The following is a 25,514-nucleotide window of genomic DNA, read 5'->3' as shown; positions in this document are numbered from 1 at the left end:
TGCCGGTCTTCAGCGCCATTCATTTTCGCTACGGAACCGGGTGAGCGCGCGCTCTTTCTACACAGTTTGCCCCTGCCCTGCTCAAGGTGCTTGAGCGGCGCACAGAAAAGGCGCATAGGCGGCAGACAGACTTTCCATTTCCGCTCGAGGCCCTGAATGTCCCGCGCTGCTCCCGGCAAAACCTCCTCCGCTCAATCCACTCCCTCCGATGCAGATGAAGAACTGCTGACGGCGTTGCAAAATGCCTTCTCCCATGGTGCGCTGCCCGGGGAGAATGAAGGTTTTCACGATGAAGCATGCCGCATTGCGGCGGCGTTCGCGCTCAAGACGATGAAGCATCGTGCGCGCTCCAAGCCTGCGATCGCGATCGAGAGTGTTATCGGCAGCAATGGCCGCCGCCATTTGCGTATGGCGATCATCAATCGGGACATGCCTTTCCTCGTCGATTCCATTGCCAATGAGGTCAGCGCTGCTGGTCTGGCGATTGACCGGATCATCCACCCGGTGCTTTCGGTGCGGCGCGACGGAGATGGCATGCTGACAGCGATCATGCCGCGTGATGCTGCGGGCGAACGGCAAGAATCGATTGTCTATATCGAGATGCAGCGGGCGGATGCAAAGGTTCGTCGCCAGCTGCATAAAGCGATAGAGCAGATGCTGGCCGATGTCCGCGCCACGGTCGAGGACTGGCCGCTGCTGCAACAGGCCATGGCCAGCGATGCCGAGAATATTGCCGATCCCGAAGGTGCCGCGCTGCTGCGCTGGTTCCTTGATCGTAACATGACCCAGCTGGCGCATCTGGTATGGAATATCGAGGGCGGCACCACCGATGAAAAGGGCCTGGCCCGGGTTGCCAAACAGCCTCTGCTCGCCGAGAGCAGCTATGCCAGGGCCATGGGCTGGTTCCAGAATGGCGGCGCGGTGCCGCTGATCATCAAGTCGAACCGCCTGTCTTCGGTGCACCGCCGGGTGCCGATGGATCTGGTCATCCTGCCGCAGCGCTCCGACGGGAAATTGACCGGACTGTCGGTCCATGCCGGGATATGGACCAGCGCGGCTCTCGGAGCAGCGCCGGACAAGGTACCATTGCTCCGGGCGCATCTGAAAACGATCAACGACAAATATGGTTTCGATCCGTCCGGCCATGCGGGCAAAGCGCTGTCGCACGCAATGACGGCGCTGCCGCATGACCTGCTGATCGCCTTTTCCACTCAGGATATCGAGAGTGCGGCGCTGACATCCATGTCACTGGCCGACCGGCCGCGTCCCAAGCTGATCACCATTGAATCGGCACTGGAACGGCATCTCTTTGCCTTTGTCTGGCTGCCGCGCGATGAGGTCTCGACCGGTCGGCGTATTGCGATTGAGCAGATGCTTGTTGAAGCTGCCAATGCCAAGACACTGAGCTGGACGATATCACTCGAGGATGGCCAGGTGGCGATGCTGCGCTATGTGCTTGACCTGCGTGACAATGGCCACATTCCCGATGGCGACAAGCTTGATGCCCAGCTCAAGCATATGGTTCGCGGCTGGCTCCCCGAAGTGGAGAATGCGCTGGCCGAATTTGGTGAGGACAGCCGTGCCGCGGCTCTTGCCAGCCGCTATGCCGAGGCTTTTCCTGCAGGCTACCGGATGGAGTCCGGGGCCAAGGAGGCGGCGATCGACATATTGCGGTTGCGCGCGCTGAGCGGCGGGAAACGCCGGTCGGCACGGCTCTATGCGGTATCCGGCGATGCTACCGATGCGCTACACCTCAAGCTCTACAATGTGCGCGGCTCGATTGCCTTGTCCGAGGCGGTGCCGGTGCTCGAGCATTTCGGCTTCGATGTTCTCGAAGAGGTACCGACGCCGCTGGCCGATGGCGAACTGGGCTATGTCCATGATTTCACCCTGTCTGCCCAGGGCGACGTCAAACCCGAGACGCTGCTCGAGCGTGCCAATCTGCTTGAAGAGGCGATCGGCAATGTGCTGGACGGCCGGGCAGAGGATGACGGTTTCAACCAACTCATCACGATCAATGGCCTGACCACCAAGGATGTCGTCCTGCTGCGTGCCTGGTTCCGCTATCTGCGCCAGACCGGCATGCCCTACGGGCTGAGCACCTTTGTAGACGCGCTGCGCGATGCGCCGCTGGTGACCCAGTCGCTGATGGTACTGTTCCGCGCCCGCCATGATCCGGCCTTTGACAAGGATCGCGACCATGCCGAGGATCTGGCATTGCGCAGTATCCGCAACGGCCTGACCCAGGTGTCGGCGATCGATGACGATCGTCTGCTCAGGCGGCTACGCGACCTGATCATGGCGATATTGCGCACCAATGCCTTTGCTCCGGGTCGCGGCGAAGTGCTGGCGTTCAAGATCGAGAGCGCCAAGGTACCGGGCCTGCCCAAGCCGCTGCCCTGGCGGGAAATCTTCGTCTATGCCCCCAGTGTCGAGGGTGTCCATCTGCGTGCCGGTGCGGTAGCGCGTGGCGGTCTGCGGTGGTCTGACCGGCGCGATGACTTCCGCACCGAGATACTTGGCCTGATGAAGGCACAGCGGGTGAAAAATGCGGTGATCGTGCCGACCGGGGCCAAGGGCGGTTTCTTCGCCAAATCGCTGCCCGATCCGGCGCGTGATCGCGATGCCTGGGCTGCAGCGGGCAAGGAAGCCTATAAGAAATTCATCCGTTCCCTGCTGTCGATTACCGACAATATTGTCGATGGCGCGGTGGTGCATCCCGATGGGGTGCATGTGCGCGACGGCGTTGATCCCTATTTCGTCGTTGCAGCGGACAAGGGCACTGCCACTTTCTCGGATACTGCCAATGCCATCGCCGAAGATGCCGGTTTCTGGCTTGGTGATGCGTTCGCCAGTGGCGGCAGCCAGGGCTATGACCATAAAGCGATGGGCATCACCGCGCGCGGTGCCTGGGTCTCGGTGCAGCGACATTTCCTCGAAATGGGCATCGATGTGCAGAGCCAGCCGGTCAATGTCATTGGCTGTGGCGACATGTCGGGCGATGTGTTCGGCAATGGCATGCTGCTTTCCAAGGCGATCAGGCTGGTCGCAGCCTTCGACCATCGTAATATCTTCATCGACCCCGATCCCGACCCGGCGAAAAGCTGGACCGAGCGCAAGCGGTTGTTCGACCTGCCGCGCTCGAGTTGGGAAGACTATGACACCAGGTTGATCTCCAAAGGTGGTGGGGTGTTCTCCAGGGCACAAAAGTCGGTGACGCTGACGCCCGAGATCCAGGCGCTGCTGGGTCTGGAGCAGGAAGAGATAGAGCCTGATGCGCTGATCTCCTCTATCCTGAAATCGCAGGCCGACCTGCTGTGGTTTGGCGGCATCGGCACCTATGTCAAAGCGGCGTCGGAAAACAATGTCGATGTCGGCGACCCGTCCAATGACGGGTTGCGCGTCAACGCCGAGGATCTGCGCTGCAAGGTGATAGGCGAGGGCGCCAATCTGGGTATTACCCAGGCCGCGCGCATTGCCTTTTCGCTCGAAGGTGGACGGGTCAATACCGACTTTATCGATAACAGTGCCGGGGTCGATTGCTCGGACAATGAAGTCAATATCAAGATCGCCCTGGGTCAGGCCGTACGGGCGGAGCGGCTATCGACCGAGGATCGCAATGCGCTGCTCGAAAGCATGACCGATGCCGTGGCCGAACTGGTGCTGGCCGATAACCGGTTTCAGGCACTGGGCCTGTCCATTGCCGAGAGCGGCGGTGCCGCGGCATTGCCTTCCTATATCCGGCTGATCGAGACATTTGAGGAAACCGGTCGGCTCGACCGCCAGGTCGAGGGTATTGGTGATAATGACCAGCTCAAGCGCCGGATCGCTGACGATCAGGGCATGACCCGACCCGAGCTGGCGGTGTTGCTGTCGACCGCCAAGCTCAGCCTGCAGGACGCCATCGAAGCCAGTCCGGTTGCCGATGATCCGTCGATGCTGCCTGACTTGCTTGCCGCGTTCCCCGAAGCGATGCAGCAGGATTATCATGGCGAGATTACCGGGCACCAGCTGCGCAAGGAGCTGATCGCTACCAAATTGGCAAACCGTATCATCAACCGGCTCGGTATCATCCATCCGATGGAACTGGCCGAGGAAGAAGGCTGCTCGCTGGGGCATATCGCCGTCGCCTTTGTCGCCGCCGAACGGCTGTTCGACATGACCAGGCTATGGGACATGCTCGACAATGCGGTAATGGATGAGCAGGTGCGACTGATGCTGTTCGACCGTGCTGCGCTGGCATTGCGCTCGCAAATGGCGGACATTGTGCGCCAGAGCAATGCGCGGACCCAGCCGGGCACCATAGTCACCGATTTTGCCGATGGCGTCGCGGCGCTTGCCGGCAAGGTCGACGAGCTGCTGAGCGATGAATCGCGCTCGCAGCACCGGGCGCTTGAGGAGACACTGCACGGCGAAGGTGCTCCGGAGGAACTGGCACGAATGATCGTTCATGTGTTCAAAATGGACGGCGCTATCGGTTTGGCTGCTCTGTCGCGTGAGTCGGGTCTGGCACCCGATGTCGTTACCAAGGCCTTCTCCCATCTCGGCTCGGCCCTGGCGCTCGACTGGGTGCAGATGACGGCGGCGCGGATGAGCCCGACCGATCCGTGGGAGCGGCTGCTGGTCTCCGGCATGGCGCGCGATTTCCAGCAGATGCGGCGTGAATTCCTGACCGATGTCGATAATCCGGAGGCGCATGTTGCGGCCTGGATCAAGGCCAATGCTGATCGCATCGCCCAGTTCCGCCGGTTGGTGAAACGGGCGCAGCTTGCGGTGACGCCGAGTGTATCGATGCTGGCGCAGATCGCCAGCCAGGCGCGGATTTTGCTGAGCGGCGGTTAGGCTCTAACCGTCAATACCCAAATAGCGCAACGTTTGGCCAAGAGAGTTGATAATACCATGGGCGAAAATGAGCGGCAGAATATTTTTACGACCAGTCCAGATATATATCAGGGCGAAAGCCAAGCCGGCCGCTCCGGTGACGAGTGCACCATATAGGCCCTGATAATAATAGTGCCGATAGCCGAAGAAGATGGATGAGAGGAGTGCGGCGACAATATCTGCTCTCAGCCCGCCGCCTAAAAAGCTGCTTGACCGGTTGATGATAAAGGCTCTGAACAACAGTTCCTCGAAGAATGAACCATGTGTCCAGACCAGAGCCATCATTCCGATATAAGCCCAGAAATTACCTTCGACATGATCAAAGCGGCCACTGGTCCCGATGTCTTCAAAAAACTGGCTGGCAATAAACTGCATGGAACCGGTTGCAGCAAGAAAAGCGACCACGGACAGAAGCGTTAAAGCAGCTATCTTCCACCAGCTTTCCGGCCATTTAAGACCCAGTGCTTTCCAGCCTGAACCCCGCCGCCATAACAGATAGGTGGCGACTATCATCGCGCTGGTGGTAGAGGCGGGGCCGGCATAGAGATAGGTAAAGGGTAGTAGCGACTGCTTTACGCAAACCAGTACCGCCATAACGATGAGCAAGTCGCCAAGTGCACCGAGATGCCATCGGCCATTTTCCTCTTTTGAAGTTTCGACTGGCTGTATTTCTGCGAGCAAGGCGAGGCCCTTTCCCAAATTTGGTGTATTATCTGATTAATACACCAAATTTGGGTTTGCAAGCTATTGTTTCACATCAGCTCAAAGACTTTGCCAGCTCCAATATGCCGTGAATTGTCAGCCCAACCAGCCCGCCGACCAGCGTGCCGTTGATGCGGATGAATTGGAGGTCGCGGCCAACCGCGCCTTCGACCCTTGCGGTCAGCGTTCCGGCATCCCAGCCGCGCACCGTCTCGGATATCAGCCTGACAATCTGGTCGCCATAGCGGGTGGCGACGCCGACCAGGGTGCGCCGGGCAAAGCGGTTGACCTGAATCTGCAACGGGCCTTCCCGGGTCAGCGCTTCGCCAACCTGTTCGAGGCTTTGGCCGAACTGGCCCGACATCGCACGATCAGGGTCACGCGCCGATGTCAGCAGCGCCGTGCGTCCACGTTCCCACAGCCCGTCAATCCAGCGCCCCATGGCCGGATTGGCCAGCACTTCGGCTTTGATATCGGCAACACGCTGGTGCATCACCGGATCGTTGATCAGGTCATGCGCCAGTGAAGCCAGCCCTTCCTCAACCTTTTCACGTAGCTGGTGATCCGGATCTTCCGACACTTCAACAAGCAGCTTGTACAGGCCATCGACCACGCCATTGGCCAGCCGGTCATCAAGTCCGGTCCAGCGCATGATGGTGTTGGCCTTGTTGTGCACCATGTCGCGGATCAGATGCTCATTGGCCTCCAGGGTGCGTGCGGCCCAGCGGATCATCGAGTCCATCAGTGGCTGGTGTCGGCCATCGGCGATTGCTGCCTGGAGAATGCGGCCGAGCAGCGGCGCGATATGCAGTGCGCCCAGTTGCTTGCGCAGCGCGGTCTTGACGATGCCGCCGAGCCGCTCGTCATCAAGCGATTCCATGATGTCGGCGAACAGGCTGGACAGGCCGAGCCGCATCGCGCTCTCGCCGGTGGCATCACCCTCATGCTCGCGCAGCAGGAAACGGCCGGCGGCCGCAGCGACATTCATGTTGCGCATCCGTCGCGCCATCACCTTGGGGATCAGGAAATTGGCGCGCAGGAACGACGCCATGGTGGTGGCAATGCGGTCCTTGTTCCTGGGGATGATCGCGGTGTGCGGTATCGGCAGGCCAAGCGGATGGCGGAACAGCGCGGTGACCGCGAACCAGTCGGCAAGGCCGCCGACCAGAGCTGCCTCAGAAAAGGCGACAACATAGCCCCAGGCGTGATGCTGCTGTTCGAGCTGCAGCGCGGCGATGAATATCAGCGCCATCAGGAACAGCAGGGAAGTCGCGACGATGCGCATGCGCCGCGCGCGATCATCCTGTGCCTGGATTTGCCCCCCGGAGAAGCCAGTATTGCGTACTGACGTCACTCGGCAGGTTGTATACCCGGTTTGCCCGCCGTGTCATCACCCGTATTTGGCACCGCACTGCCGACAGGCTTGGCATCGCCGGGATTGTAGGTGAGCAATTTGCGCCGCAGCCATGGCCCAACCCGCTTTTCAACACCATCGGCCAGGCTGAAACCGGCCGGCACGATCAACAAGGTGAGCAGGGTTGACATGATCAGACCGCCAATCACCACTGTGCCCATCGGTGCGCGCCATGCGCCATCTCCGGACAGCGACAGTGCCGTCGGTACCATGCCTGCGGTCATGGCGACAGTGGTCATCACAATGGGCTGGGCACGCTTGTGTCCGGCTTCCATGATCGCTTCGAATTTCTTGGTACCGGTGGCCATCTCCTCAATGGCAAAGTCGATCAGCAGGATCGAGTTTTTCGACACGATCCCGAGCAACATCAGCACCCCGATCATCACCGGCATGGAAAGCGGCTGGCCCACGGCCCAGACCAGAAAGATACCGCCCAGAGGGGCCAGTGCGAGCGAGCACATGTTGACCAGCGGTGACATCAGACGCTTATAGAGCAGCACCAAGACTGCGAAGACCAGGAAAATACCTGCAACCAGCGCAACAATGAAGTTGTTCAACAACTCAATCTGCCATTCTGCATCACCGACGGGGGCAGTGCTGACCCCGGTTGGCAAATTACGCATTATCGGCAGATTGTTAATCTGTTCTTGTGCCGTACCTGTCACGACACCTTTAGCCAGATCAGCACCGATAAGCACACGGCGACTCTGGTTGAAACGCTGGATCGATGTTGGTCCAGCGCCATAGCTGATATCTGCTACACGGCTGAGCGGGACGGAACCGCCTGATGCTGTCGGCACGGGTAGATTCTCAATGGTCGAGAGGTCCTGCCGTGAAGACTGTGGTAGCATCACGCGAATCGGAATTTGCCTGTCGGAAAGGGAGAATTGGGCAATATTCTGCTCAATCTCGCCCAGTGTTGCAATGCGGATAGTCTGGCTCAGGGCTGCGGTAGTGATACCCAGCTCGGCCGCCAATTCGGTCCGCGGCTGAATGATAATTTCTGGGCGGCTCATATCGCCCTCGACACGCGGTGCGACTAGCGTATCGAGTCCTTTCATCTGTTCGACCAGATCAGCTGCCGCCTTTTGCAGCACATCAGGGTCAGAACCCGCCAGCAACACGGTCATGTCACGGCCACTGCCAAAGCCGCCAGACTGCGACTGAAAGCGTACACGCGCATCTGGTGTTTGCGCCAGTACCGGAGCAAGGTCGCGCTCCCATTCGATGGAGGTTTTTTCGCGATCTTTCTTCAGTGTAATGAAGATGCTGCTTTCCCGACCCGACCGGACGCGTTTCAGCGCCATCTCGACTTCGGGCTGCTGATACATGAGCTCAGCTACCTCATCGACTATCCGTTCTTTTTGCTGAAGCGTCGTTCCGGGGACCACATCTATCGTAATCTGACTGGTGTCAGAATTTGTAGTCGGCTGAAATTGGGGCGGCGTGATTGCAAACAGGACCAGTGTCAAAATGAATGCCACCAGGCCAACACCCATCATCCATACCCGATGGTCAAGCATTCTGGCTCTTACCGCAGCATATTGGGCGCGGCGGGTGAAATAGTTCGCATCATAGCCCATGAAGGTGGCGGAAATCATAACCAAAACAAATTTGGTAAAGCGGCCAAGAAGATATACCCCCAAGATAGCACCCGCGGCACCTAACAGGGTTTGCCACGACAGCATGCTGTTTTCCTGATCCGGACTCGGCGCAGCTGTTGTCTCAGCAGCTGATCCGAATACGGACTGCAAGAGCAAATAGGCCGCGATAACGCCTATACCCGTAAGGAGAGAAAACAGATGATCCCACCAATGGACCGGAACTTTTGGCAACGCGTTGCGCCATTTGATAGAATTGCTCGCATCAAGCGTCCAGCGCAACACACCAATATAACGGTCCATCAGTGGACCTTCGCCGTGTTCTGCATGCCCTTTCGCCTTGAGAAAATAGGCAGCCATTAGCGGTGTTATCATACGCGCGACCGCCAGTGACATCAGCACCGAGACCACAACGGTGATGCCGAAATTCTTGAAAAACTGGCCGGATATACCTGGCATTAAGCCAACCGGCAGGAATACTGCGACAATGCAGAAGGAGGTGGCAACAACCGCAAGGCCGATTTCATCGGCAGCGTCTATAGAGGCCTGATAGGCGGATTTCCCCATCCGCATATGGCGCACAATATTCTCGATCTCCACAATCGCGTCATCGACGAGGACCCCAGCGACCAGTCCCAAAGCCAGCAGCGACAGCTGGTTGAGGTTGAAGCCAAACAGATCCATGAACCAGAAGGTCGGAATGGCAGACAGCGGGATAGCTACTGCGGAGATAATGGTCGCGCGCCAGTCGCGCAGGAAGAAGAAGACAACAACAACCGCCAATATCGCGCCTTCGACCATGGCGGCGATTGAGCTTTCATATTGGTCTTGCGTATATTTGACAGTGTTGAAAAGCTTGATGAATTTGATGCCCGGATTTTCTGCTTCGATCTTGGCAATCTCTTCCAAAGCCTCTTCATAAGTCGATACATCGGACGCCCCTTTGGCGCGCGACATGGAGAAATTGACGACCTCTTTGTTTTTCACCTTGCTGATTGATGTCCGTTCGGCAAAGCCGTCGCGAACGGTGGCGACATCCGATAGTTTGATAGAGGTCCCGTTAAGCAGGCGTATCTGAGTCTGCGACAGCTCATAGGCATCTTTGGAGTTGCCGAGTACACGTACCGATTGCTGCGCGCCGCCAACTTCAACCCGTCCGCCTGCGGCATTGAGATTGACCTGGCGCAGAACATTGTTGATCTGGCTGGCCGTAACCCCCAGCGATTGCATCTTGGCCGGATCCACGATGACCTGAATCTCGCGATCAACGCCGCCAAAGCGATCAATTTCGGCCATGCCATTGATCTTGAGCAGTCGCTTTGAGACTGTATCGTCTACAAACCAGCTCAATTGCTCGATGGTCATATCATCGGCTTCCACAGCAAAGATGCCGAGAAAACCGCCAGCGATCTCGATCTTGCTGACAAACGGTTCCTGAATCCCGTCGGGCAGGCTGCCGCGGATTGAATCTACTGCATTCTTAACCTCGGAAACCGCATCATTGGTATCGGTGCCAACGACAAATTCGACGGTCGTATTGGAGATGCTCTCGCTGGCTGTGGAGGTGATCTGGCGAACGCCACTGATTGATCGAACCGCCGATTCCACACGCTGGGTAATCTGGTTCTCAATCTCGGTTGGGGCCGCGCCGGGTTGTGTAATCGAAACGGCAACAGCAGGAAACTCCACATCCGGATTGTTGACCACATCCATGCGTGCAAAGCTGAGCATTCCAGCAAACAGAAGTCCGGTAAAAAATACCAGAGGTATTACCGGGTTACGGATGGACCATGCGGAAATATTGCGAAAATTCATTGTCCTGTCCCAATCTGCTTGATGCCTGCAGTTTTGTGCCTTCTAGCTCTCGCCGCCATTGTCCGCGGTTGCGACTTGCTCGCTTCCGCGTAGCTGGGGGTTGACCGTTTCACCTGGGTTGAGGAATCCGGCGGCGTATAGCACAACCTTCTCATCGCCGGCCAAGCCCGAGGTGATGGTAATACCGCTGGCATTCACCCCGCCGGTTTCAATATCGCGGCGTTCGACTTTGTTGTCTTTGCCAACAATATAAACATAGGCACCCTTGGTGTCGCTCTGTATCGCCGATTCCGGCAGCACTGGAGAGTTTGTTGCGCCGCTGACAATGGCGACGCTGCCAAAGCCGCCCGGGCGTATGGCCGGGTCATAGGCCAGAGCAATACGGGCAATACCCTGACGCGATTGTTCGCTGATAATGGGCGCAACTTGCCAAACCTGACCCTCAAAGCTCTTGTCCGTACCGGTTGGCGTAACCTTTGCAGTGACACCATTGGACAGCCCTGCAAGATCGCTTTCGCTGAGCTGGGCGCGCAATTCCATTTCTCCTCCAGCGGCGAGACGAAACAGCACGCCGGTACCCGCGCCGACAACCTGTCCCGGCTCGATATTGCGTGCGAGCACCAGCCCGCTGGCCGGTGCAACTATATTCAAACGCCCCTGGCGCGCCTGAAGTTCCTTGAGCTGCGCCTTGGCAACTTCGACCCGGGCAATAGCCTGGTCGCGGGTAGCGGTTCTCTGGTCAACATCGGCCTGCGAGATGAAGCCGCGGTCGACGAGTTGCTTGGCGCGGTCGAGCTGGTTCTGTGCCAGCCGTGCATCGGCTTCAGCAACAGCAATCTGAGCCGCTTGGGACCGGGTCTGCTGGCTTTGCACCGACTGGTCGATAACCGCGAGCGTCTGGCCGCGGCGCACCCATGTGCCGGGCTCGACCAGCACCCGCATTACCTGACCGCCTTCACCGGCCACGCCAATCGGCATTTCGCGCCGCGCCGCAAAGGTGCCGGTGGCGTTGATGACGCGTTCCACGGTGCTGCTGCCGGGGACGATCACCGTTACCGCCTGGCTGCTATTCTGCTCGTCATCGGCTGCAGCGACAGTGGTGTCGCCAACGCCGCCGCTGACAAAATAATAGACTCCGCCAATGATGGCGGCGATCGCTATGATGACCGCAATAAGGATATTGCGGCGGCGTGGGCTCCGGGCCTCGTCGAGATACACATTCTCGACCGGCGTCTCGACCCGCTCACCCCTAATGTCACTCTCATATTTCATCCAGCGGCTCTCTCATTACACCAATATGGCCCCTTGCCCGGGTCATGTGGCAATCAGCCCGCACTCCCGGACGGGCATGAATTTCGGCCTGACAAGATAGTGTATTACCTTAGTAATTCACCATTTGCAACGGCACCAGTCAATTGCTGCTGTAATATGCTGTCGTCACCGGCGATGCAATTGAGCCGCGTGACCTTTGTCGAATAGAACGCATCTTTCGTCCACCAGCGGCGCATTTTTCATGATCCGATACGCCATCTGGTAAAAAAGCCCGCACCGCAAAGCTGCGGCACGGGCCAGATATCCCTGTAATATTGGCTTTTGCCAGAGACTTTAGCGCACTTTGCCGCGCTGGATCAGATTGAGAATGCCGAGCAGGATTACCGCACCGACGAACGAGGTTACCAGTCCCATGATCGAGAAGGTCTGGATCGAGCCGCCAAAGCCGAGGAACGAACCGACCCAATTGCCGATAAACGAACCGATAATGCCGACAACGATGTTCAAAAAAATGCCCATGCTGGCATCACGGCCCATCACCATGCTGGCCAGCCAGCCGGCGACTCCACCTACGATAAGTGCGATAATCCAACCCATATATTCCTCCTCAAACTGTCAGAAGCGATGCCATTATGACCTGCTTTCCGGACATGTGTATGAATGTCGCGGGAGGTGCCAAAACAAGGGGCCGGCGACAACAGTCTTTTTCGGCAATGCCTGGGCCATCATCGCTTTAATCTCGCTGCGGGATACAAAAAAAGCGCCGTTAAAGGCGCTTGCGGGATTATCTGTGACAAGGTGGCAATAAAGGTAAAATCTGCCCGGGGACTGTTTCCGCCTGGCTGATGGCAGGGGCAGAACCGGGACTTGGCTGCGTCAATCCGGCTCTGCCACAAACGATCAATGCGATTTAGTATTTCTGCTGACGCTCGTACAGGTCTCGATAATGCTGGATGCGGGTGACGCGCAGGCCGGGCATGCCGGAGCGGTCGACAGCGCGCTGCCAGGAAGCGAATTCCTCCAGCGTCAGGTCATAGCGTTCGCACACTTCATCGATGGTCAGCAGGCCACCATTGACCGCAGCCACGACTTCGGCCTTGCGCCGGACCACCCAGCGGCGGGTGTTCGGCGGCGGCAATGTGTCCAGCGTCAGCGGTTCGCCGAGCGGGCCGATTACACGTGCCGGTTTGATTTTCTGGTTCTCAATCATGCAGCCCTCAATCTCAAATTCAATGTCATGCCCTGTTATGTATCACTATATATTCGACCGTTTTCCAGATGCTGAATGCGCAAGGTAAACAGCCTGTTTACTTTCTCTTTCAGCCGTCTTTCCCGCTCGCTTCATCGTGGCTTGCGGCCCCATTTTCGCAACCACCCCCGGCGCTGCAATCACCCCCGCTATCGACGAAGCTGCCCGATCCTGCTCCCGCCCGGACCATGTGGTCGGCATCGCTGCTCAACAGGCTGATGCGCGCCTCCAGAGAGTCACTGGCGGAAATGGTCCGGCCCTTATGATCACCAACATCCCGATAGTTTCGGCCCAGATGCGAAAGTGCGATCAGCTCGCTATAGCTGACCGAATGCAACTGACGTTTCTGGTCCTGATCACGATACCATTGCGGCACCCGTCCATGTGGGAAGTTCATGTCCATGCATGGGTTTATATATTTGCGCCCCATAAAGTCCGGTAAAGGCGGCGTTGACGGGTGATTAGCCTTGGTTAATTTTGGGTATTGGCCGAGGCGCTATTGGCGGTTTTGCGTCACTTCTTGCGCGTGGAGGCAATAAAATTAAGCGGCAAAAAATTGCCGCAGCGGCCAGAATCTGCCGTAACCGGTGCCGAGTCACCCCGCTTATTGACTGGAAAAACGGCAGCGATCCGCTTATGTGGCGCGCATGACTGACACCGCTCTTCCCACCATTCGCCAGCAGGCTGACTTCCAGTTGGGCGACGACCTGACCGGCAAGCGCATCGTTGTCGCCATGTCGGGCGGCGTCGATTCATCGGTGGTGGCCGCGCTGGCAGCAGCCAGCGGTGCGGAGACAATCGGCATCACGCTGCAGCTTTACGATCATGGCGAGGCAGTGAACCGTACCGGCTCCTGCTGCGCCGGTCAGGATATCCGTGATGCCCGTGCCGTGGCCGAGCGGCTGGGCATTGCGCATTATGTCTTCGATCATGAAAGCCGCTTTCGTGAGTCGGTGATTGACAATTTCGCCGATGAATATCTTGCCGGTCGCACGCCAATTCCGTGCATCCAGTGCAATATGGGTGTGAAGTTCACTGATCTGCTGTGCATGGCGCGCGACCTCGGTGCCGATTGTCTTGCCACCGGCCATTACGTCCGCCGTGTCGTCGGTGCCGGCGGCCGGGCGCAGCTGCACCGTGCCTTCGATCCGGCGCGCGACCAGAGCTATTTCCTGTTCGCGACCACCGATGAGCAGATCGACTATCTGCGCTTTCCGCTGGGGGATATGCCCAAGCCGGTGGTACGCGAGATTGCCAGGGAGATGGGGTTGGCGGTTGCCCTCAAGCCCGATAGCCAGGATATCTGTTTCGTGCCCGATGGCGATTATGCCCGTATCGTTCGCAAGGTGCGCCCCGAGGCCGAAACCATGGGCGACATCGTCCATATTGATGGCCGGGTGATGGGGCAGCACAAGGGCCTGATCCATTACACTGTCGGCCAGCGCAAGGGACTGGAAATCGGAGGCCAGCCCGAACCGCTTTATGTTGTCCGCCTCGATGCGGCTAAGCAGCAGGTGATTGTTGGTCCGAAGATCGCGCTGGCGGTGCAGTCGGCGACCATTCGTGATGCCAACTGGATTGGCGGTGCGCCCGATAGCGACAGCACTGCTGAGCTGACCGTCAAGGTGCGGTCCTTGTCCAAGCCGGTTCCGGCGCGGCTCGATGGTGAGACCATCCGCTTCCTCAAGCCTGAATATGGCGTGGCGCCGGGGCAGGCGGCGGTTGTCTATAGCGGCGACAGGGTGCTCGGCGGTGGCTGGATCGTAACCACCGAGCCGTGGCAGAGCGACCGCAGCGACGCTGCCTGATCGCCAAGCGGGTGGCAAAGGCCACTATTCTCCTGCATCGCTCATTGCAGGTTCAGCCAGGACATCCCATATCGGAACAGTCACGTTGAACGCCCCGGCGCTGGTTTCCGGGTGTAGTTAACGGATTTGGCATTTTTGCAACTTTGCCGCATGATGCCATATAGCTTGAGATAGAATCATGCGATGAAGCCCTTTTCTGCGCAGGTTTCAGGAATGTAAAGGACCGTTACATGGCTGCCTCCCGACTCTTCTCCTCAAATATCATCGGCGCGTCGCTGCTTGTTACGGCGCTGGCAACGATACCGGCGACAACCGCCGCGATTTCCGCAGTCGATGCAAAATCCTATGATGGCATGGAAGAGTTTCTGACGGTGCTGCAGCGGGTGCGCAGCGATTATGTCGAGGAAGTCACCGAGGAAGAGCTGATGCGCGGTGCGATTGATGGCATGCTCGCCAGCCTCGACCCGCATAGCAGCTTTCTCGATGCCCGTGATTTCGAGAATCTGAGGACCCAGACCGATGGCTCTTATGGCGGTCTCGGCCTGTCGGTGACGATGGAGGATGGCGCGGTCAAGGTGATCGCACCGACCAAGGACACCCCGGCCTATCGCGCCGGTATCAAGGCGGGCGATTTTATCACCCATCTCAACGGCAAGCTGATCTTTGGCGGTACCCTTGACGAGGCGGTTGATCAGATGCGTGGCAAGCCGGGTACTTCGATCAACCTTACTATTGTGCGTCAGGGCCGCGACAAGCCGTTCGATGTCGACATTACCCGCGCGATTATTGAGCTGACCCCGGTCACCTGGGAAATCGACGACAATATCGGCGTTATCAGCATTTCGAGCTTCACCTCCGATGTTGGCAAGGATGTCCGCAACGCCATTGGCGAGATCGAGGAATCGCTGGGTGGCAAGCCCGATGGCTATGTTCTCGACCTGCGCTCCAATCCTGGCGGCCTGCTTGATGAAGCAGTGGCGGTGAGCGATGTCTTCCTCGACAAGGGGGAAATCGTCTCGCAGCGCGGCCGTCGCCGTGGCGATGTCGAACGTTTCTTTGCCCGTCCCGGCGATTATGCTCGCAACCTGCCGGTAATTGTGCTGGTCGATGCCGGTTCGGCTTCGGCTTCGGAGATCGTTGCCGGTGCGCTCAAGGATCACAACCGGGCGCTGGTTATGGGCGAGCAGACCTTCGGCAAGGGATCGGTGCAGACGCTGCAACCACTGTCCCGTACCACCGCGCTCAAGCTGACCACGGCGCGCTATTATACGCCCAGCGGTCGCTCGGTGCAGGAGGGCGGCATCCGTCCCGATATTGTTGTGCCCCAGCTTTCCGACCCGGATTACAAGACCCGGATCAAGTTCCGTGAGTCCGACCTGCGCAGCCATCTGATCAATGAGAGCGGCATTGATGATGATGTTCTCGAAGATGACGAGATCGATGATCCGCGTTTCTCGGCCAGTGTCGAGGATCTGGAGAAACAGGGGGTCAATGATTTCCAGCTGCATTATGCGCTGGAGACCATCGGTCGCACCACCGCTGCGACCGAGCGGCTCGCCGCGCGCACCGGGCTGACCAAAGGCACCAACTGATCCGACACGCCATGACAGGGAACCCATGGCCATGAAATGGGCCAGTCGCCTGGCCTTTGTGATGCCCCTGTTCCTGATTACAGGTGCGCTGATCAGCCAATATGTCTTTGGCCTTTACCCTTGCGAGATGTGCATCTGGCAGCGCTGGCCGCATTATGGCGCGATCCTGCTCGCCGGGGTGTCGCTGCTGGTCTCCAGCCGCGACATCGCCAAGCTGTTTACCGCCCTTGCCGGGCTCGCGATACTCGGCTCGGGGCTGATCGGCGGTTTCCATGCCGGGGTGGAATATGGCTGGTGGGAAGGGATTACCGCCTGTTCCACCGGGTTCGAACAGGGTCTCGACGCCGATCAGATCATGGACGCCATATTGGATGCGCCGATCATCCGCTGCGACGCTGCGCCCTGGGATTTCTACGGCATATCGCTGGCTGGCTTCAACTTCCTCTTGTCGCTGGGCGCGGCAATTGCCATCTTCATGCTGATGCACAAGAGCAGGAAGGCAGGATAACATGGCCGACAGTAACAGCGCTGCCAAACCGGGTCCTAATGGTGCCGATATCGATGCGATGATCCGCGTCGATCAGGCGGGCGAATTCGGCGCGACGCGCATCTATGAAGGCCAGCTTGCGGTGATGGGCAATCGCCACCCTTCCGCACACGCCATTGCTGGCATGGCCGAGCAGGAAAAGGTGCATCGCGAATTTTTCGATCGCATCATGGCCGAGCGCGGCGTCCGCCCGACCGCGCTCCAGCCTTTCTGGGATGTCGCCGGTTTCGGCCTGGGTGCCGCCACCGCGCTGATCGGTCCAGAAGCTGCTATGGCCTGCACCGTTGCGGTCGAGACCGAGATCGATAAACATTATCAGGAGCAGCTCGAGGAACTGGGTGACAGCGACCCGGAACTGTCCGAGGCGATCGCCAAATTCCGCGAGGAAGAGCTGGAACACAAGCATGAGGCGCTGGAGCAGGGCGCCGAACAGGCCCCGGCCTATCCGCTGATGACCGGCGCCATCCGCCTCGGCTGCCGCGCCGCAATAGCGCTTGCCAAGCGCATATAATCTATTCCATGGAATAATCGCTGCGGCCAGATGGCGTTTGGGGGTTTCACCGCCCATTCAGCCATGATGGCCTAGGACAGGACAACCGCCGCCATGCGCAGCATGGTGATGCAATGGAGACGGATATATGCGCAAGGGTTCACCGCTGATCATCATGGGGGCGATGGTCGCGCTGTCAGTGCCGCAATTGGCCCATGCCGAGATGAGCGCCCAGTCGGGCACCCAGTCGAGCGAGCTGCCGCCTTATATTGTCGAGAAGGTGACGCAGATTCCTGTCTATGGCGATGACGAGTGCGAGCCGTCGGTCGATGAGGACGAAATTGTCGTCTGTGTACGTTTCGACGAGGCGGAGCGTTTCCGTATTCCGCCCAATCTGCGCGATGATCCCAATAATCCGCGCAACCAGGCCTGGGCGCTGCGGGTGCGTTCGCTCGAGACAGTCGGCGCCTTTGGCACTGACAGTTGCTCACCCACGGGTACGGGCGGCTTTACCGGGTGCACCAACCAGCTATTGCGCAACTATGCCGCGGAACAGGAAAACAGCCCCGATGCCCAGGCCGGTCGGCTGATCGAACAGGCGCGTCAGGAGCGTCTGTCACGCATTGATGAGGAAGCGGCGCTGGTCGAGGCGGCCGAACTGGAACGCCAGTCCGAACTCGAAGCCTATCGCAAGGCGCGCGAGGCGGAAGAAAAAGCGGCGGCAGAGGCTGCTGCGGCAGCGGAAAGCGAAGACGTCGAGAGCGATCTTGCAGTGCCGCCCCCGGCTGAAGACGAACCGCAGCAACCGTAAATTCGTCTCCCGTCTGCGGAGGGGTTGGCCGGTTTACCCTTCTGAACCCTGTTGTGCGGCAATCCATGCCGTCACATGCGCATCCAGCACATCCAGCGGCACCGCGCCTTGTTCGAGCACCGTGTCATGGAAGGCGCGCAGGTCGAAGTCCGCTCCCAGCGTTTCTTCCGCCTTGCTACGCAATTCCCGGATTTTCAGCTCGCCAATCTTATAGGCCAGCGCCTGTCCGGGCCAGCTGATATAGCGGTTGACCTCGGCCTCGATATTGGCCGGCGTCAGCGCGGTATTGTCGAGCATGAAGTCGAGCGCCTGCTGCTTCGACCAGCCCTTGGAGTGGATGCCGGTATCGACCACCAGCCGGCAGGCGCGCCACATTTCATAGGATAGCCGCCCCATATTCTTGGCCGGGGTGTCGTACAGCTCCATCTCGATCCCGAGCCGCTCCGAATACAGTCCCCAGCCTTCGACAAAGGCGGTGAAAAAGCTGCCATATTTGCGGAATTCGGGCATGTCGAGTTCCTGCTGCAGCGCAATCTGGTGGTGGTGACCGGGTACCGCCTCATGCACGCTGAGCGCCGGAATCTCCCAATAGGGCCGCTGGTCGAGCTTCGAGGTATTGACATAATAGGTTCCGGATATGCCGATTTCCGGTGAGCCGGGATTATAATAGGCGGTGGTGGTGCCCTCGGCGGTCTCCGCCGGGATTTCGCGAATGCCATAGGGCAGGCGAGGCAGTCGACCGAACAGGCTGGGCATTTTGCCGTCAATCACCTTGGTTACGCGTGCCACCTTCTCCATCAGTTCCTCAGGCGTCCTGGCATAATATTTCGGGTCGGTGCGCAGATGCTCGATAAACGCCTCGCGGCTGTCATAGCCGGCCTCGGCGGCGACCTTTTCCATCTCGGCGCGGATGCGCGCGACTTCATTCAGGCCGATGGCGTGGATTTCGTCTGCGGTCAGTTCGGTGGTGGTCATCTGCCGGATACGGAAGGCATAATAGGCATCGCCCCCCGGCTGTGCCGATACGCCGGGCGCAACGGCACAGGCCGGGGCGTAGCGGCTGACATACCAGTCGGCATGCTGGCGCAGCTCGGGATTGATCACATCGGTGATGATGCGCTCGGTACGCTCCGCCAGCGCGTCGAATTCGGCCTGCTCCATAACCGCCGGTTTGGGCCGGGTGAATGGCTGGTAGAAACGCGTCGTCTTCGGGTCCTCGGCGATCAGACCGGTGATCGACGTCTCATAGCCCTGCATCGCATCGCAGGGCAGGGTATAGCCACCGGCAATTGCCTGTTCGGCAATGGCGATATTGGTGTCGTTGATCAGCGGATATTGCTCCAGCCGGTCGACATAGCTCTGATAATCGGCGGCGTTGCGGAAGGGCGAGTTGGTGCCCATCCCGGCAAAGCTCTGGTGCCAGCCCGAGCGGTTGGTGAAGTTGATCACCCGCTGGCCAAAGCCGTTGCTCTCGATGCTCTCATTTAGCGAGCGTTGCAATATGCCGTAATTGACCCGCTGTTCCGGCGTCAGTGCGGCGCTGTCGATCGCTTCCAGCCGGGTGAGAAAGGCGCGCGACCGTTCCACCCGTGCATCCTGTGCCTCGAGGCTCGGGTCGGATACCTTGCCTTCATAGCCTGGGACATTCAGGGCGCTGGCGAAAACCGGGTTCTGGCTCAGCGCATATTGCCAGTAATCGTCGATAAGCTGGTCGAGATCATCGCCGGGTGTCGCCATTACAGGAGATGCTGCGGTCCATGCCAGTGCCAGTGCTGCCGCCCCCATCCATATTGCACGCCTGTTCATTGTCGCTCTCCTGCCATTCTGTTTTCCAGCGCCCTTTTCCATGGATTGTCATGCATTTGTCAAACCGATCCGCCATGATATGGAAAATGATCGGGGGAGTATCATGAAGCAAATCCTGTTCGCTCTATCGGTCATCAGCGCCCTGACCGGCTGTGTCAGTACCGGGGACAGCTATCCGGCACAAACGGTCGCCGATGCGGATGACCTGCCGCCGCTGGTGTTTCCCGAAAGTGCGCAACAGGCGCTGCGGCCCTATTATGCCGGGCTGGATCGTGACCTGCCGGTGGCCGGCCCCAATGCGCCGCTTGATGCCAGCCAGCCGCTGACGCGCATCGCCTTTGGTTCCTGCTATAATGAGAACCGCTCGGCGAAAATATGGGGCAGCATCGGCCGCACCGATCCCGACCTGTTCCTGATGATCGGCGACAATATCTATGGCGATACCGGCGCCACTTGGGCCGCCGACCTGCCGAGCGTGAAGCAATCCTATGCCAAGCTGGCCGCGATTCCCGAATTTCAGCAATTTCGTGCCAAAGTCCCGATGCTGACCAGCTGGGACGATCATGACTATGGTGCCAATGATGCCGGGGGCAGCTTTGCATTCAAGGAATATGCCGAGCGTCTTTACGAGACCTTCTGGGATGTACCGAGCGAGGTCAAGGCGCGGCCCGGCGTCTATGAGAGCCGGATGGTCGGCCCGGAAGGCAAAAGGGTGCAGATCATCCTGCTCGACACCCGCTATTTCCGTTCCGATCTGGCGCGCAAACCTTATCGCATGGAACGCTGGGCGATGGGCAATTATGACGAGGACAGGGATCCCGAAGCGACGATATTGGGCACCGAGCAATGGCTCTGGCTGGCCCAGGAAATGCGCAAGCCCGCCGACCTTCGGCTGGTTTTCTCCTCGATCCAGATGATCACCAGGGCGCATGATTTTGAGAGCTGGTCCAATTTCCCGCTCGAACAGGAACGGTTTTACAGCCTGCTGACCGCCTATAATGTCGACAATGCGGTGCTGCTCTCGGGCGACCGGCATTCCGGCGCGCTGTATCGCACCCAGCTGCCGGGGATGGAAAAACCGCTATGGGAGCTGACATCGAGTTCGCTCAACTTTTCCTTCCGCAGCGGCGATACCGGCGATCGTGAACCCGATAGCGATCGCGTCGGCGGATTTTTCAGCGACGAGAATTTCGGCCAGATCGACATTGACTGGGATGAGAAGCAGGTACGGCTTACGCTGCTGACCAGCGATGGTGAGACGCTGATCAGTCGCGAGGTTCCGGCGCTACGCTGACAGCATTGTCGCCATTTTGTGCCGCCATCTGTGTCATCTTCTCCAGCAGATAGGCGCGCATCGCATAGGCGGTTTCGGTCGCCAGCGCATGCACCGTCAGCGGGAACACCACCGAGCCGCCGGCAACGCCGATAGTAACGCTGGCCTTGTCAAAGGCGCGTTCGATGATGTTCTGGCTGACATCGACCGACTGGATCTTGCGCAGCGGCAATATGGTGTGTCCCTGTCTCCAGAAACCGCTGCGGACATGCAGAAAACGGTCGGTGCTGGCATAAAGGTGATGTTTCCAGCGCAGCCAGCCGATAAGGGCAATCAGCGGTGCCAGCAGGATGAGCAGCAAGAGGTCGGGTCCGGCCTGGATCGCCGAGACAATACTGACAGCGATTACCAGCAACAGCATTGCCGGTATCACAGGGATCAGCCAATAGCTGTGGGCTACGCGATTGAGTGCATCATCCTCCAGCGCGATGTCGATATCGGCGCGCGCGGCGATATCGGCAACTTCATGTTGCCGTGCCAGCGGTGCCACCATATGGTCGCTGCCCTCATCCCCATCGCTGGCGAGTGACTGGAACTTCAGGGCCTTCCAGCCAAAGCGGCGACGTACCGGACCAGTAATGACGAGGGCGGCCTGCACCCGGTGGATCGGCATTGCCACATCGGTGAGTGTCAGCAGGCCGCGACGGCGACGAAAGGCATTGTCCGTCTGGTCGAGCCGGAAGCCATATTCGCGCAGCACCACCGTGATCAGCCCGGTGACAAAGCCAACAAATAGCAGTCCGGTCAGGCCCGCAAGAGCGGCAAAGACCTGTCCGATCACTCCGCCCACATTGCGTAACCTGTCGATTTCGCCGCCGACATCGCTGTCTGTTACGGCATCGATAATGTTCTCGGGGTTCAGCACCTCATCGGGGATGAGAAAATCGAAATTCTGCAGCAACGCGAACAGAAAGGCGAAGATCGCCAATGAGAAGCTGAAGATTCCGAGGATGAACAGCCGGCGGCCGTCCATGGTAAAGATGGTTATGGCTTCGCTCTCACTGGCAACGCTGTCAGCTGGTGCAGCGCTTGCGCCATCGGCGCTTATCGCATCCGTTCGTGCTGCTGTGCTGTCGGCCTTGCGTTCCCTTATGGTATCACGCAGCGCATCGGCGCGAGCGAGGGTGACCGCATCGAGCGAGGCATCTTCGCCGCCGCCGCTGCCGGTTTCCAGCTTGACCTTGGCAAGGCCGAGTATCCGGGCGAGCAGATTTTGCTCGATATTGACGTCTTGAATCCGCTGATAGGGAATGGACCGGCTGTTGCGTGACAATATGCCGCTGGTAACCCGGATTTCCTGGCTGTCGAGCAAGAAAGTGAAGCGCGACCAGCGCAGCCAGACGAGAAAACCCGATATGGCGAGGATCAGCAGGAAGACCAATGCGACAAGGCTTATGGTCAGCGCATCCTGATCGCGCATGGCAAAGCTGATCGGTACGGCGGCGAAAATCAGGCGCGGTACGCTGGTGATGATGCCGATAGCGACACTCAGCGGATGCAGGCGTTCGGCTTCTGCATGACTCCCCACCGGTTCGTCTTGCCGCGACATGGGTGGCGGCATGGGCGCGTCCATGGCACCCATTGTCTCGCTCATATCATTTCCTTGCGGATATGGCGGCGCATTTCCTCACGCATGGCATCGGCGACACCGGGCTCGAGACCGGGCAGGGCGACAGTGCTGTTATGGGTGCCAGCGGTATGCACCACCAGAGTCGCAACACCGCATAGCCGCTCGACCGGCCCCTGTCCGACATCGATATGCTGTATCCGGTTGAACGGGACGATGGTATCGGTACGGAACAGGAAACCGCGCAGCACCCGCAACCGGTCATCTTCCAGCGCATAGCCCCAGCGGCGATATTTGCGTTCGGGCAGCGCCACAACGGTCAGCGCATAAAGTGTCAGTGCGATCAGGCTGATCACGCCAAAAATGCCGGTCTTCTCAGCCAGCGCAGCATCGGCAATCACCAGGCCGAGCAGCACCGGCACCAGCATGATGGCGGTGCTGATACGGATTACCTGGCGTTGCGGCGGATGCAGCGGTGTCAGGCCGAGATTATAGCTCCCCTCCAGCGGTGCGCCGATACGGCCATAAGGCCCTATGGCCTCAACCGGATTGCCAGCTTCCATTGCCTGGTCCATGCTATTTCCCATGCTGTTGATATGGCTGTGCAACATGGTCATTGCAATATGAGAAGCAGCATTTCCAGCGCTCTGGAGCCATAAGATACGGCCGGGATATCACCGTGGATATAGGGCTATTTTCTCTCTTCGCCCGGGGCGAGCGGTTCGGGATCATACCATATTGTGATCAGCACCGGCGCGCCATCGACAGGTTCACCGTCAATCTCGCGTGGAAATATCCGGAACCGCTTCGATGCCGTCAGACTGGCCTGCCCGAAACCGGCTCCGGCCGGTGTTTCGGACTCAACGAAACAGTCGCGCACACGGCGGTTGAGCTTGACATTGCAGATCAGCTCTACTTCGCCGCTGACCTTGTTCCTCAGCGCCGCTTTGGGATAGTAACGCCGTAGCTGGTAATAGGTCATCTTCCTCACCCATCGGGCGGGTTCCAGCTCAAAGCCCGGGCCGATACCATTGCCGAAACCGTTGCCGATACCCCTGCCTATTCCGCGACCGGGGACACCACTGCCCGAACCGGGATTCTGCTTGCCCACTATGGCTGTGCTGCTGCCGTCAAATATCGATGTGTCCGGAGTGATATCGGGCGGTGTCGGCAAGACTGGTTGTGGCAGCGGCTTGATCAAGGGCATGGCTTCACTTGCTATGGCTTCTGACGGTTCTTTTCGTGGCGCCGCTTCTGCAACCGTCATTTTCGGCAGGCTGGGGTCTGTCTGTTCCGAACTGCCGCCTGCATTTTTGGCAGGTTCGGGCCATTCTTCCTTGATGATTTTCCTGTCCGGCACGGTTGGTTGCAGCACTGTCAGCGATTTGCCCGGATCGGGTTGTTCCTGCAGGATCACATTCATCTGCAGTGACCAGTATAACAGCAGAAATGTGAATAAAGACAGGATCAGAAGAGACCGTAAACGCGCTCTGCCGTCCGGCTCATAGACGCTATGGTGTGAATAGTGTCCCGTCACCGATCCCATGCGATATGATGTTGTTCGAAACGAAGGGTGCTGTTCATGCACTCTATTTAGTCATGCGGGCCGGGCGCAGCCAAATGTCAGAGATGGTGACCGCCAATAGATGCTCTCTATTGCGACTGTGAAAAGCCTATTCTGCTGGCTTGCCCGGCCCTGTGCCGGCACTTCGCAGGGTTGTCGGCGCGGTCGGATATCAGAGTGTAGCGGCATAGAGCCGGAGCAATGCAGCCCATGCGCGTTCCGCCTCGTCCTTGGCGTAAACCGGAGAATCGGCAACGGTCCAGCCATGGTCAGCGGCATAGACATCGACCTCTGCGCTGCGCCCGGTTTCCTCTGCCACTTTGGCCAGCACGGTCTTTGCTTCGGGCTGACGGGCATCATCATTCTGGGCGATGGCAAACAGGAAGCTGGCCTGGGTCTTGCCGATCAGCGCATGCGGGCTGGTTGGATTATCCTCGCGCACCAGCCCGCCGCCATGGAAGCTTGCGGCAGCCCTGATCCTTGTGGGGACACCGGCCGCGCTCCACACGGTGAACGGTCCGCCCATGCAATAGCCCTGATTGCCGATGCCGCGTGCGGTATCGACAGCGTCCTGTGTATCGAGCCAAGCGACCAGCGAACGCGCATCGGACTGGATCGCCTCGGCGGTCAGTTTCTTGCGCCATGGGCCTACCTTCTGAAAGCCACCTTCGGCGCGAAAAGCCGAGAAATCGGCAAATTGCGGCGCCGGTGTGTCGCGATAATAGGGGTTGGTGACGAGCACCGCATAGCCTTCCGCCGCCAGTCGCCGCGCCATCATCTTTTTCACTTCGCGCAAAGATGCGATATCGGGCCAAAGGATCACCGCCGGGTGCTTGCCCGAACCGGGATGGACAAAAAAGGCGTCATTTGTGCCATCGGCCATGGTGATTGCGACATCCTGTTCGACCAGTCCGCTTTCCTCCGCCTCGCTTTTGCTCATGCCGGTGCAGGCCATTAGCGCCGCTGCGCCGCCCAATACGGTAAAGCTGCGCCGGGTCAGTCCGTCGCTGTCCCATTTGGCCAGATCTTTTTCATCGCACATTGTCGGTTCTCCTGAGGATC

Annotated in this window: 19 protein-coding genes; 7 read left to right on the top strand and 12 right to left on the bottom strand. The window is 58.9% G+C overall.

Going from position 1 to position 25,514, the window contains the following annotated elements:
* Window positions 1-156 precede the first annotated feature (156 nt).
* On the top strand, window positions 157-4,842 hold the full coding sequence (locus tag AAFX04_11045) for an NAD-glutamate dehydrogenase domain-containing protein (protein ID MEO1045967.1): 4,686 nt from the start codon (window positions 157-159) through the stop codon (window positions 4,840-4,842).
* 3 nt (window positions 4,843-4,845) lie between these two features.
* On the opposite strand, the gene AAFX04_11040 is transcribed toward AAFX04_11045, so the two are convergent.
* The 7 genes from AAFX04_11040 to AAFX04_11010 all read right to left on the bottom strand — a co-directional run bounded on the left by AAFX04_11040 (window position 4,846) and on the right by AAFX04_11010 (window position 13,331).
* Window positions 4,846-5,562, bottom strand: a complete 717-nt coding sequence (locus AAFX04_11040) for a type II CAAX endopeptidase family protein (GenBank protein MEO1045966.1) — start codon at window positions 5,560-5,562, stop codon at window positions 4,846-4,848.
* 76 nt (window positions 5,563-5,638) lie between these two features.
* A complete protein-coding gene (locus AAFX04_11035; protein MEO1045965.1) occupies window positions 5,639-6,868 on the bottom strand; it encodes a DUF445 domain-containing protein in 1,230 nt (409 codons plus the stop codon).
* 65 nt (window positions 6,869-6,933) lie between these two features.
* Complete coding sequence (locus AAFX04_11030) at window positions 6,934-10,413, bottom strand: efflux RND transporter permease subunit (GenBank protein ID MEO1045964.1); 3,480 nt, start codon at window positions 10,411-10,413, stop codon at window positions 6,934-6,936.
* Window positions 10,414-10,455: 42 nt separating this feature from the next.
* Entirely contained in the window at window positions 10,456-11,685 is a 1,230-nt protein-coding gene (locus AAFX04_11025) for an efflux RND transporter periplasmic adaptor subunit (protein ID MEO1045963.1), read from the bottom strand.
* A 333-nt stretch (window positions 11,686-12,018) separates the two neighbouring features.
* Complete coding sequence (locus AAFX04_11020; GenBank protein MEO1045962.1) at window positions 12,019-12,282, bottom strand: GlsB/YeaQ/YmgE family stress response membrane protein; 264 nt, start codon at window positions 12,280-12,282, stop codon at window positions 12,019-12,021.
* Window positions 12,283-12,595: 313 nt separating this feature from the next.
* Window positions 12,596-12,895: a DUF1153 domain-containing protein gene (locus AAFX04_11015; protein ID MEO1045961.1), complete on the bottom strand. Its 300-nt coding sequence runs from the start codon at window positions 12,893-12,895 to the stop codon at window positions 12,596-12,598.
* Window positions 12,896-13,004: 109 nt separating this feature from the next.
* Window positions 13,005-13,331: a hypothetical protein gene (locus AAFX04_11010; protein ID MEO1045960.1), complete on the bottom strand. Its 327-nt coding sequence runs from the start codon at window positions 13,329-13,331 to the stop codon at window positions 13,005-13,007.
* A gap of 250 nt (window positions 13,332-13,581) precedes the next feature.
* On the opposite strand from AAFX04_11010, the gene mnmA reads away from it, so the two are divergent.
* The 5 genes from mnmA (at window position 13,582) to AAFX04_10985 (ending at window position 18,182) form a co-directional block, all read left to right on the top strand.
* Window positions 13,582-14,742: a tRNA 2-thiouridine(34) synthase MnmA gene (gene mnmA / locus AAFX04_11005; GenBank protein ID MEO1045959.1), complete on the top strand. Its 1,161-nt coding sequence runs from the start codon at window positions 13,582-13,584 to the stop codon at window positions 14,740-14,742.
* Between the two features lie 230 nt (window positions 14,743-14,972).
* Window positions 14,973-16,334 carry a S41 family peptidase gene (locus AAFX04_11000; protein MEO1045958.1) on the top strand — a complete coding sequence of 454 codons (1,362 nt, stop codon included), beginning with the start codon at window positions 14,973-14,975 and terminating at the stop codon, window positions 16,332-16,334.
* A 31-nt stretch (window positions 16,335-16,365) separates the two neighbouring features.
* Window positions 16,366-16,842: a disulfide bond formation protein B gene (locus AAFX04_10995; GenBank protein ID MEO1045957.1), complete on the top strand. Its 477-nt coding sequence runs from the start codon at window positions 16,366-16,368 to the stop codon at window positions 16,840-16,842.
* Window position 16,843: 1 nt separating this feature from the next.
* The gene (locus tag AAFX04_10990) at window positions 16,844-17,392 is read left to right on the top strand and encodes a demethoxyubiquinone hydroxylase family protein (protein ID MEO1045956.1); all 549 of its coding nucleotides are present in this window, start codon (window positions 16,844-16,846) and stop codon (window positions 17,390-17,392) included.
* A gap of 127 nt (window positions 17,393-17,519) precedes the next feature.
* Window positions 17,520-18,182 (top strand): hypothetical protein, encoded by a 663-nt coding sequence (locus AAFX04_10985; GenBank protein MEO1045955.1) that lies wholly within the window; start codon window positions 17,520-17,522, stop codon window positions 18,180-18,182.
* A 33-nt stretch (window positions 18,183-18,215) separates the two neighbouring features.
* Here AAFX04_10985 and AAFX04_10980 read toward each other — a convergent pair whose 3' ends face one another.
* Window positions 18,216-19,988, bottom strand: coding sequence for a DUF885 domain-containing protein (locus AAFX04_10980; GenBank protein ID MEO1045954.1), 1,773 nt, complete (start codon window positions 19,986-19,988; stop codon window positions 18,216-18,218).
* Window positions 19,989-20,091: 103 nt separating this feature from the next.
* Here AAFX04_10980 and AAFX04_10975 point away from each other — a divergent pair, with 103 nt between their 5' ends.
* Window positions 20,092-21,282 carry an alkaline phosphatase D family protein gene (locus tag AAFX04_10975; GenBank protein MEO1045953.1) on the top strand — a complete coding sequence of 397 codons (1,191 nt, stop codon included), beginning with the start codon at window positions 20,092-20,094 and terminating at the stop codon, window positions 21,280-21,282.
* Here the strand turns inward: AAFX04_10975 and AAFX04_10970 are convergent.
* From AAFX04_10970 to AAFX04_10955, 4 genes are all read right to left on the bottom strand, one after another.
* Window positions 21,254-22,915, bottom strand: a complete 1,662-nt coding sequence (locus AAFX04_10970) for a PH domain-containing protein (protein MEO1045952.1) — start codon at window positions 22,913-22,915, stop codon at window positions 21,254-21,256. The genes AAFX04_10975 and AAFX04_10970 overlap by 29 nt on opposite strands.
* Window positions 22,912-23,475: a PH domain-containing protein gene (locus tag AAFX04_10965; protein MEO1045951.1), complete on the bottom strand. Its 564-nt coding sequence runs from the start codon at window positions 23,473-23,475 to the stop codon at window positions 22,912-22,914. Before AAFX04_10965 ends, AAFX04_10970 begins: the two co-directional genes overlap by 4 nt.
* Before the next feature lie 104 nt (window positions 23,476-23,579).
* On the bottom strand, window positions 23,580-24,311 hold the full coding sequence (locus tag AAFX04_10960; GenBank protein ID MEO1045950.1) for an energy transducer TonB: 732 nt from the start codon (window positions 24,309-24,311) through the stop codon (window positions 23,580-23,582).
* Window positions 24,312-24,624: 313 nt separating this feature from the next.
* Complete coding sequence (locus AAFX04_10955) at window positions 24,625-25,494, bottom strand: dienelactone hydrolase family protein (GenBank protein MEO1045949.1); 870 nt, start codon at window positions 25,492-25,494, stop codon at window positions 24,625-24,627.
* Between the last annotated feature and the right edge of the window lie 20 nt (window positions 25,495-25,514).

The organism is Pseudomonadota bacterium, from assembly GCA_039818985.1.
GTDB lineage: Bacteria > Pseudomonadota > Alphaproteobacteria > Sphingomonadales > Sphingomonadaceae > Alterisphingorhabdus.
Note: the sequence above shows the minus strand (reverse complement) of the source record. Positions and strands in the feature narration are given on the sequence as shown.

What these genes read in the sequence shown, in the direction of transcription:
- AAFX04_11045 (MEO1045967.1), top strand. Translation starts at nt 157, where the DNA reads ATGTCCCGCGCTGCTCCCGGCAAAACCTCCTCCGCTCAATCCACTCCC.
- AAFX04_11035 (MEO1045965.1), bottom strand. Translation starts at nt 6,868, where the DNA reads ATGCGCATCGTCGCGACTTCCCTGCTGTTCCTGATGGCGCTGATATTC.
- AAFX04_11030 (MEO1045964.1), bottom strand. Translation starts at nt 10,413, where the DNA reads ATGAATTTTCGCAATATTTCCGCATGGTCCATCCGTAACCCGGTAATA.
- AAFX04_11025 (MEO1045963.1), bottom strand. Translation starts at nt 11,685, where the DNA reads ATGAAATATGAGAGTGACATTAGGGGTGAGCGGGTCGAGACGCCGGTC.
- AAFX04_11020 (MEO1045962.1), bottom strand. Translation starts at nt 12,282, where the DNA reads ATGGGTTGGATTATCGCACTTATCGTAGGTGGAGTCGCCGGCTGGCTG.
- AAFX04_11015 (MEO1045961.1), bottom strand. Translation starts at nt 12,895, where the DNA reads ATGATTGAGAACCAGAAAATCAAACCGGCACGTGTAATCGGCCCGCTC.
- AAFX04_11010 (MEO1045960.1), bottom strand. Translation starts at nt 13,331, where the DNA reads ATGAACTTCCCACATGGACGGGTGCCGCAATGGTATCGTGATCAGGAC.
- mnmA (MEO1045959.1), top strand. Translation starts at nt 13,582, where the DNA reads ATGACTGACACCGCTCTTCCCACCATTCGCCAGCAGGCTGACTTCCAG.
- AAFX04_11000 (MEO1045958.1), top strand. Translation starts at nt 14,973, where the DNA reads ATGGCTGCCTCCCGACTCTTCTCCTCAAATATCATCGGCGCGTCGCTG.
- AAFX04_10995 (MEO1045957.1), top strand. Translation starts at nt 16,366, where the DNA reads ATGAAATGGGCCAGTCGCCTGGCCTTTGTGATGCCCCTGTTCCTGATT.
- AAFX04_10990 (MEO1045956.1), top strand. Translation starts at nt 16,844, where the DNA reads ATGGCCGACAGTAACAGCGCTGCCAAACCGGGTCCTAATGGTGCCGAT.
- AAFX04_10985 (MEO1045955.1), top strand. Translation starts at nt 17,520, where the DNA reads ATGCGCAAGGGTTCACCGCTGATCATCATGGGGGCGATGGTCGCGCTG.
- AAFX04_10980 (MEO1045954.1), bottom strand. Translation starts at nt 19,988, where the DNA reads ATGAACAGGCGTGCAATATGGATGGGGGCGGCAGCACTGGCACTGGCA.
- AAFX04_10975 (MEO1045953.1), top strand. Translation starts at nt 20,092, where the DNA reads ATGAAGCAAATCCTGTTCGCTCTATCGGTCATCAGCGCCCTGACCGGC.
- AAFX04_10970 (MEO1045952.1), bottom strand. Translation starts at nt 22,915, where the DNA reads ATGAGCGAGACAATGGGTGCCATGGACGCGCCCATGCCGCCACCCATG.
- AAFX04_10965 (MEO1045951.1), bottom strand. Translation starts at nt 23,475, where the DNA reads ATGGGAAATAGCATGGACCAGGCAATGGAAGCTGGCAATCCGGTTGAG.
- AAFX04_10960 (MEO1045950.1), bottom strand. Translation starts at nt 24,311, where the DNA reads ATGAATGTGATCCTGCAGGAACAACCCGATCCGGGCAAATCGCTGACA.
- AAFX04_10955 (MEO1045949.1), bottom strand. Translation starts at nt 25,494, where the DNA reads ATGTGCGATGAAAAAGATCTGGCCAAATGGGACAGCGACGGACTGACC.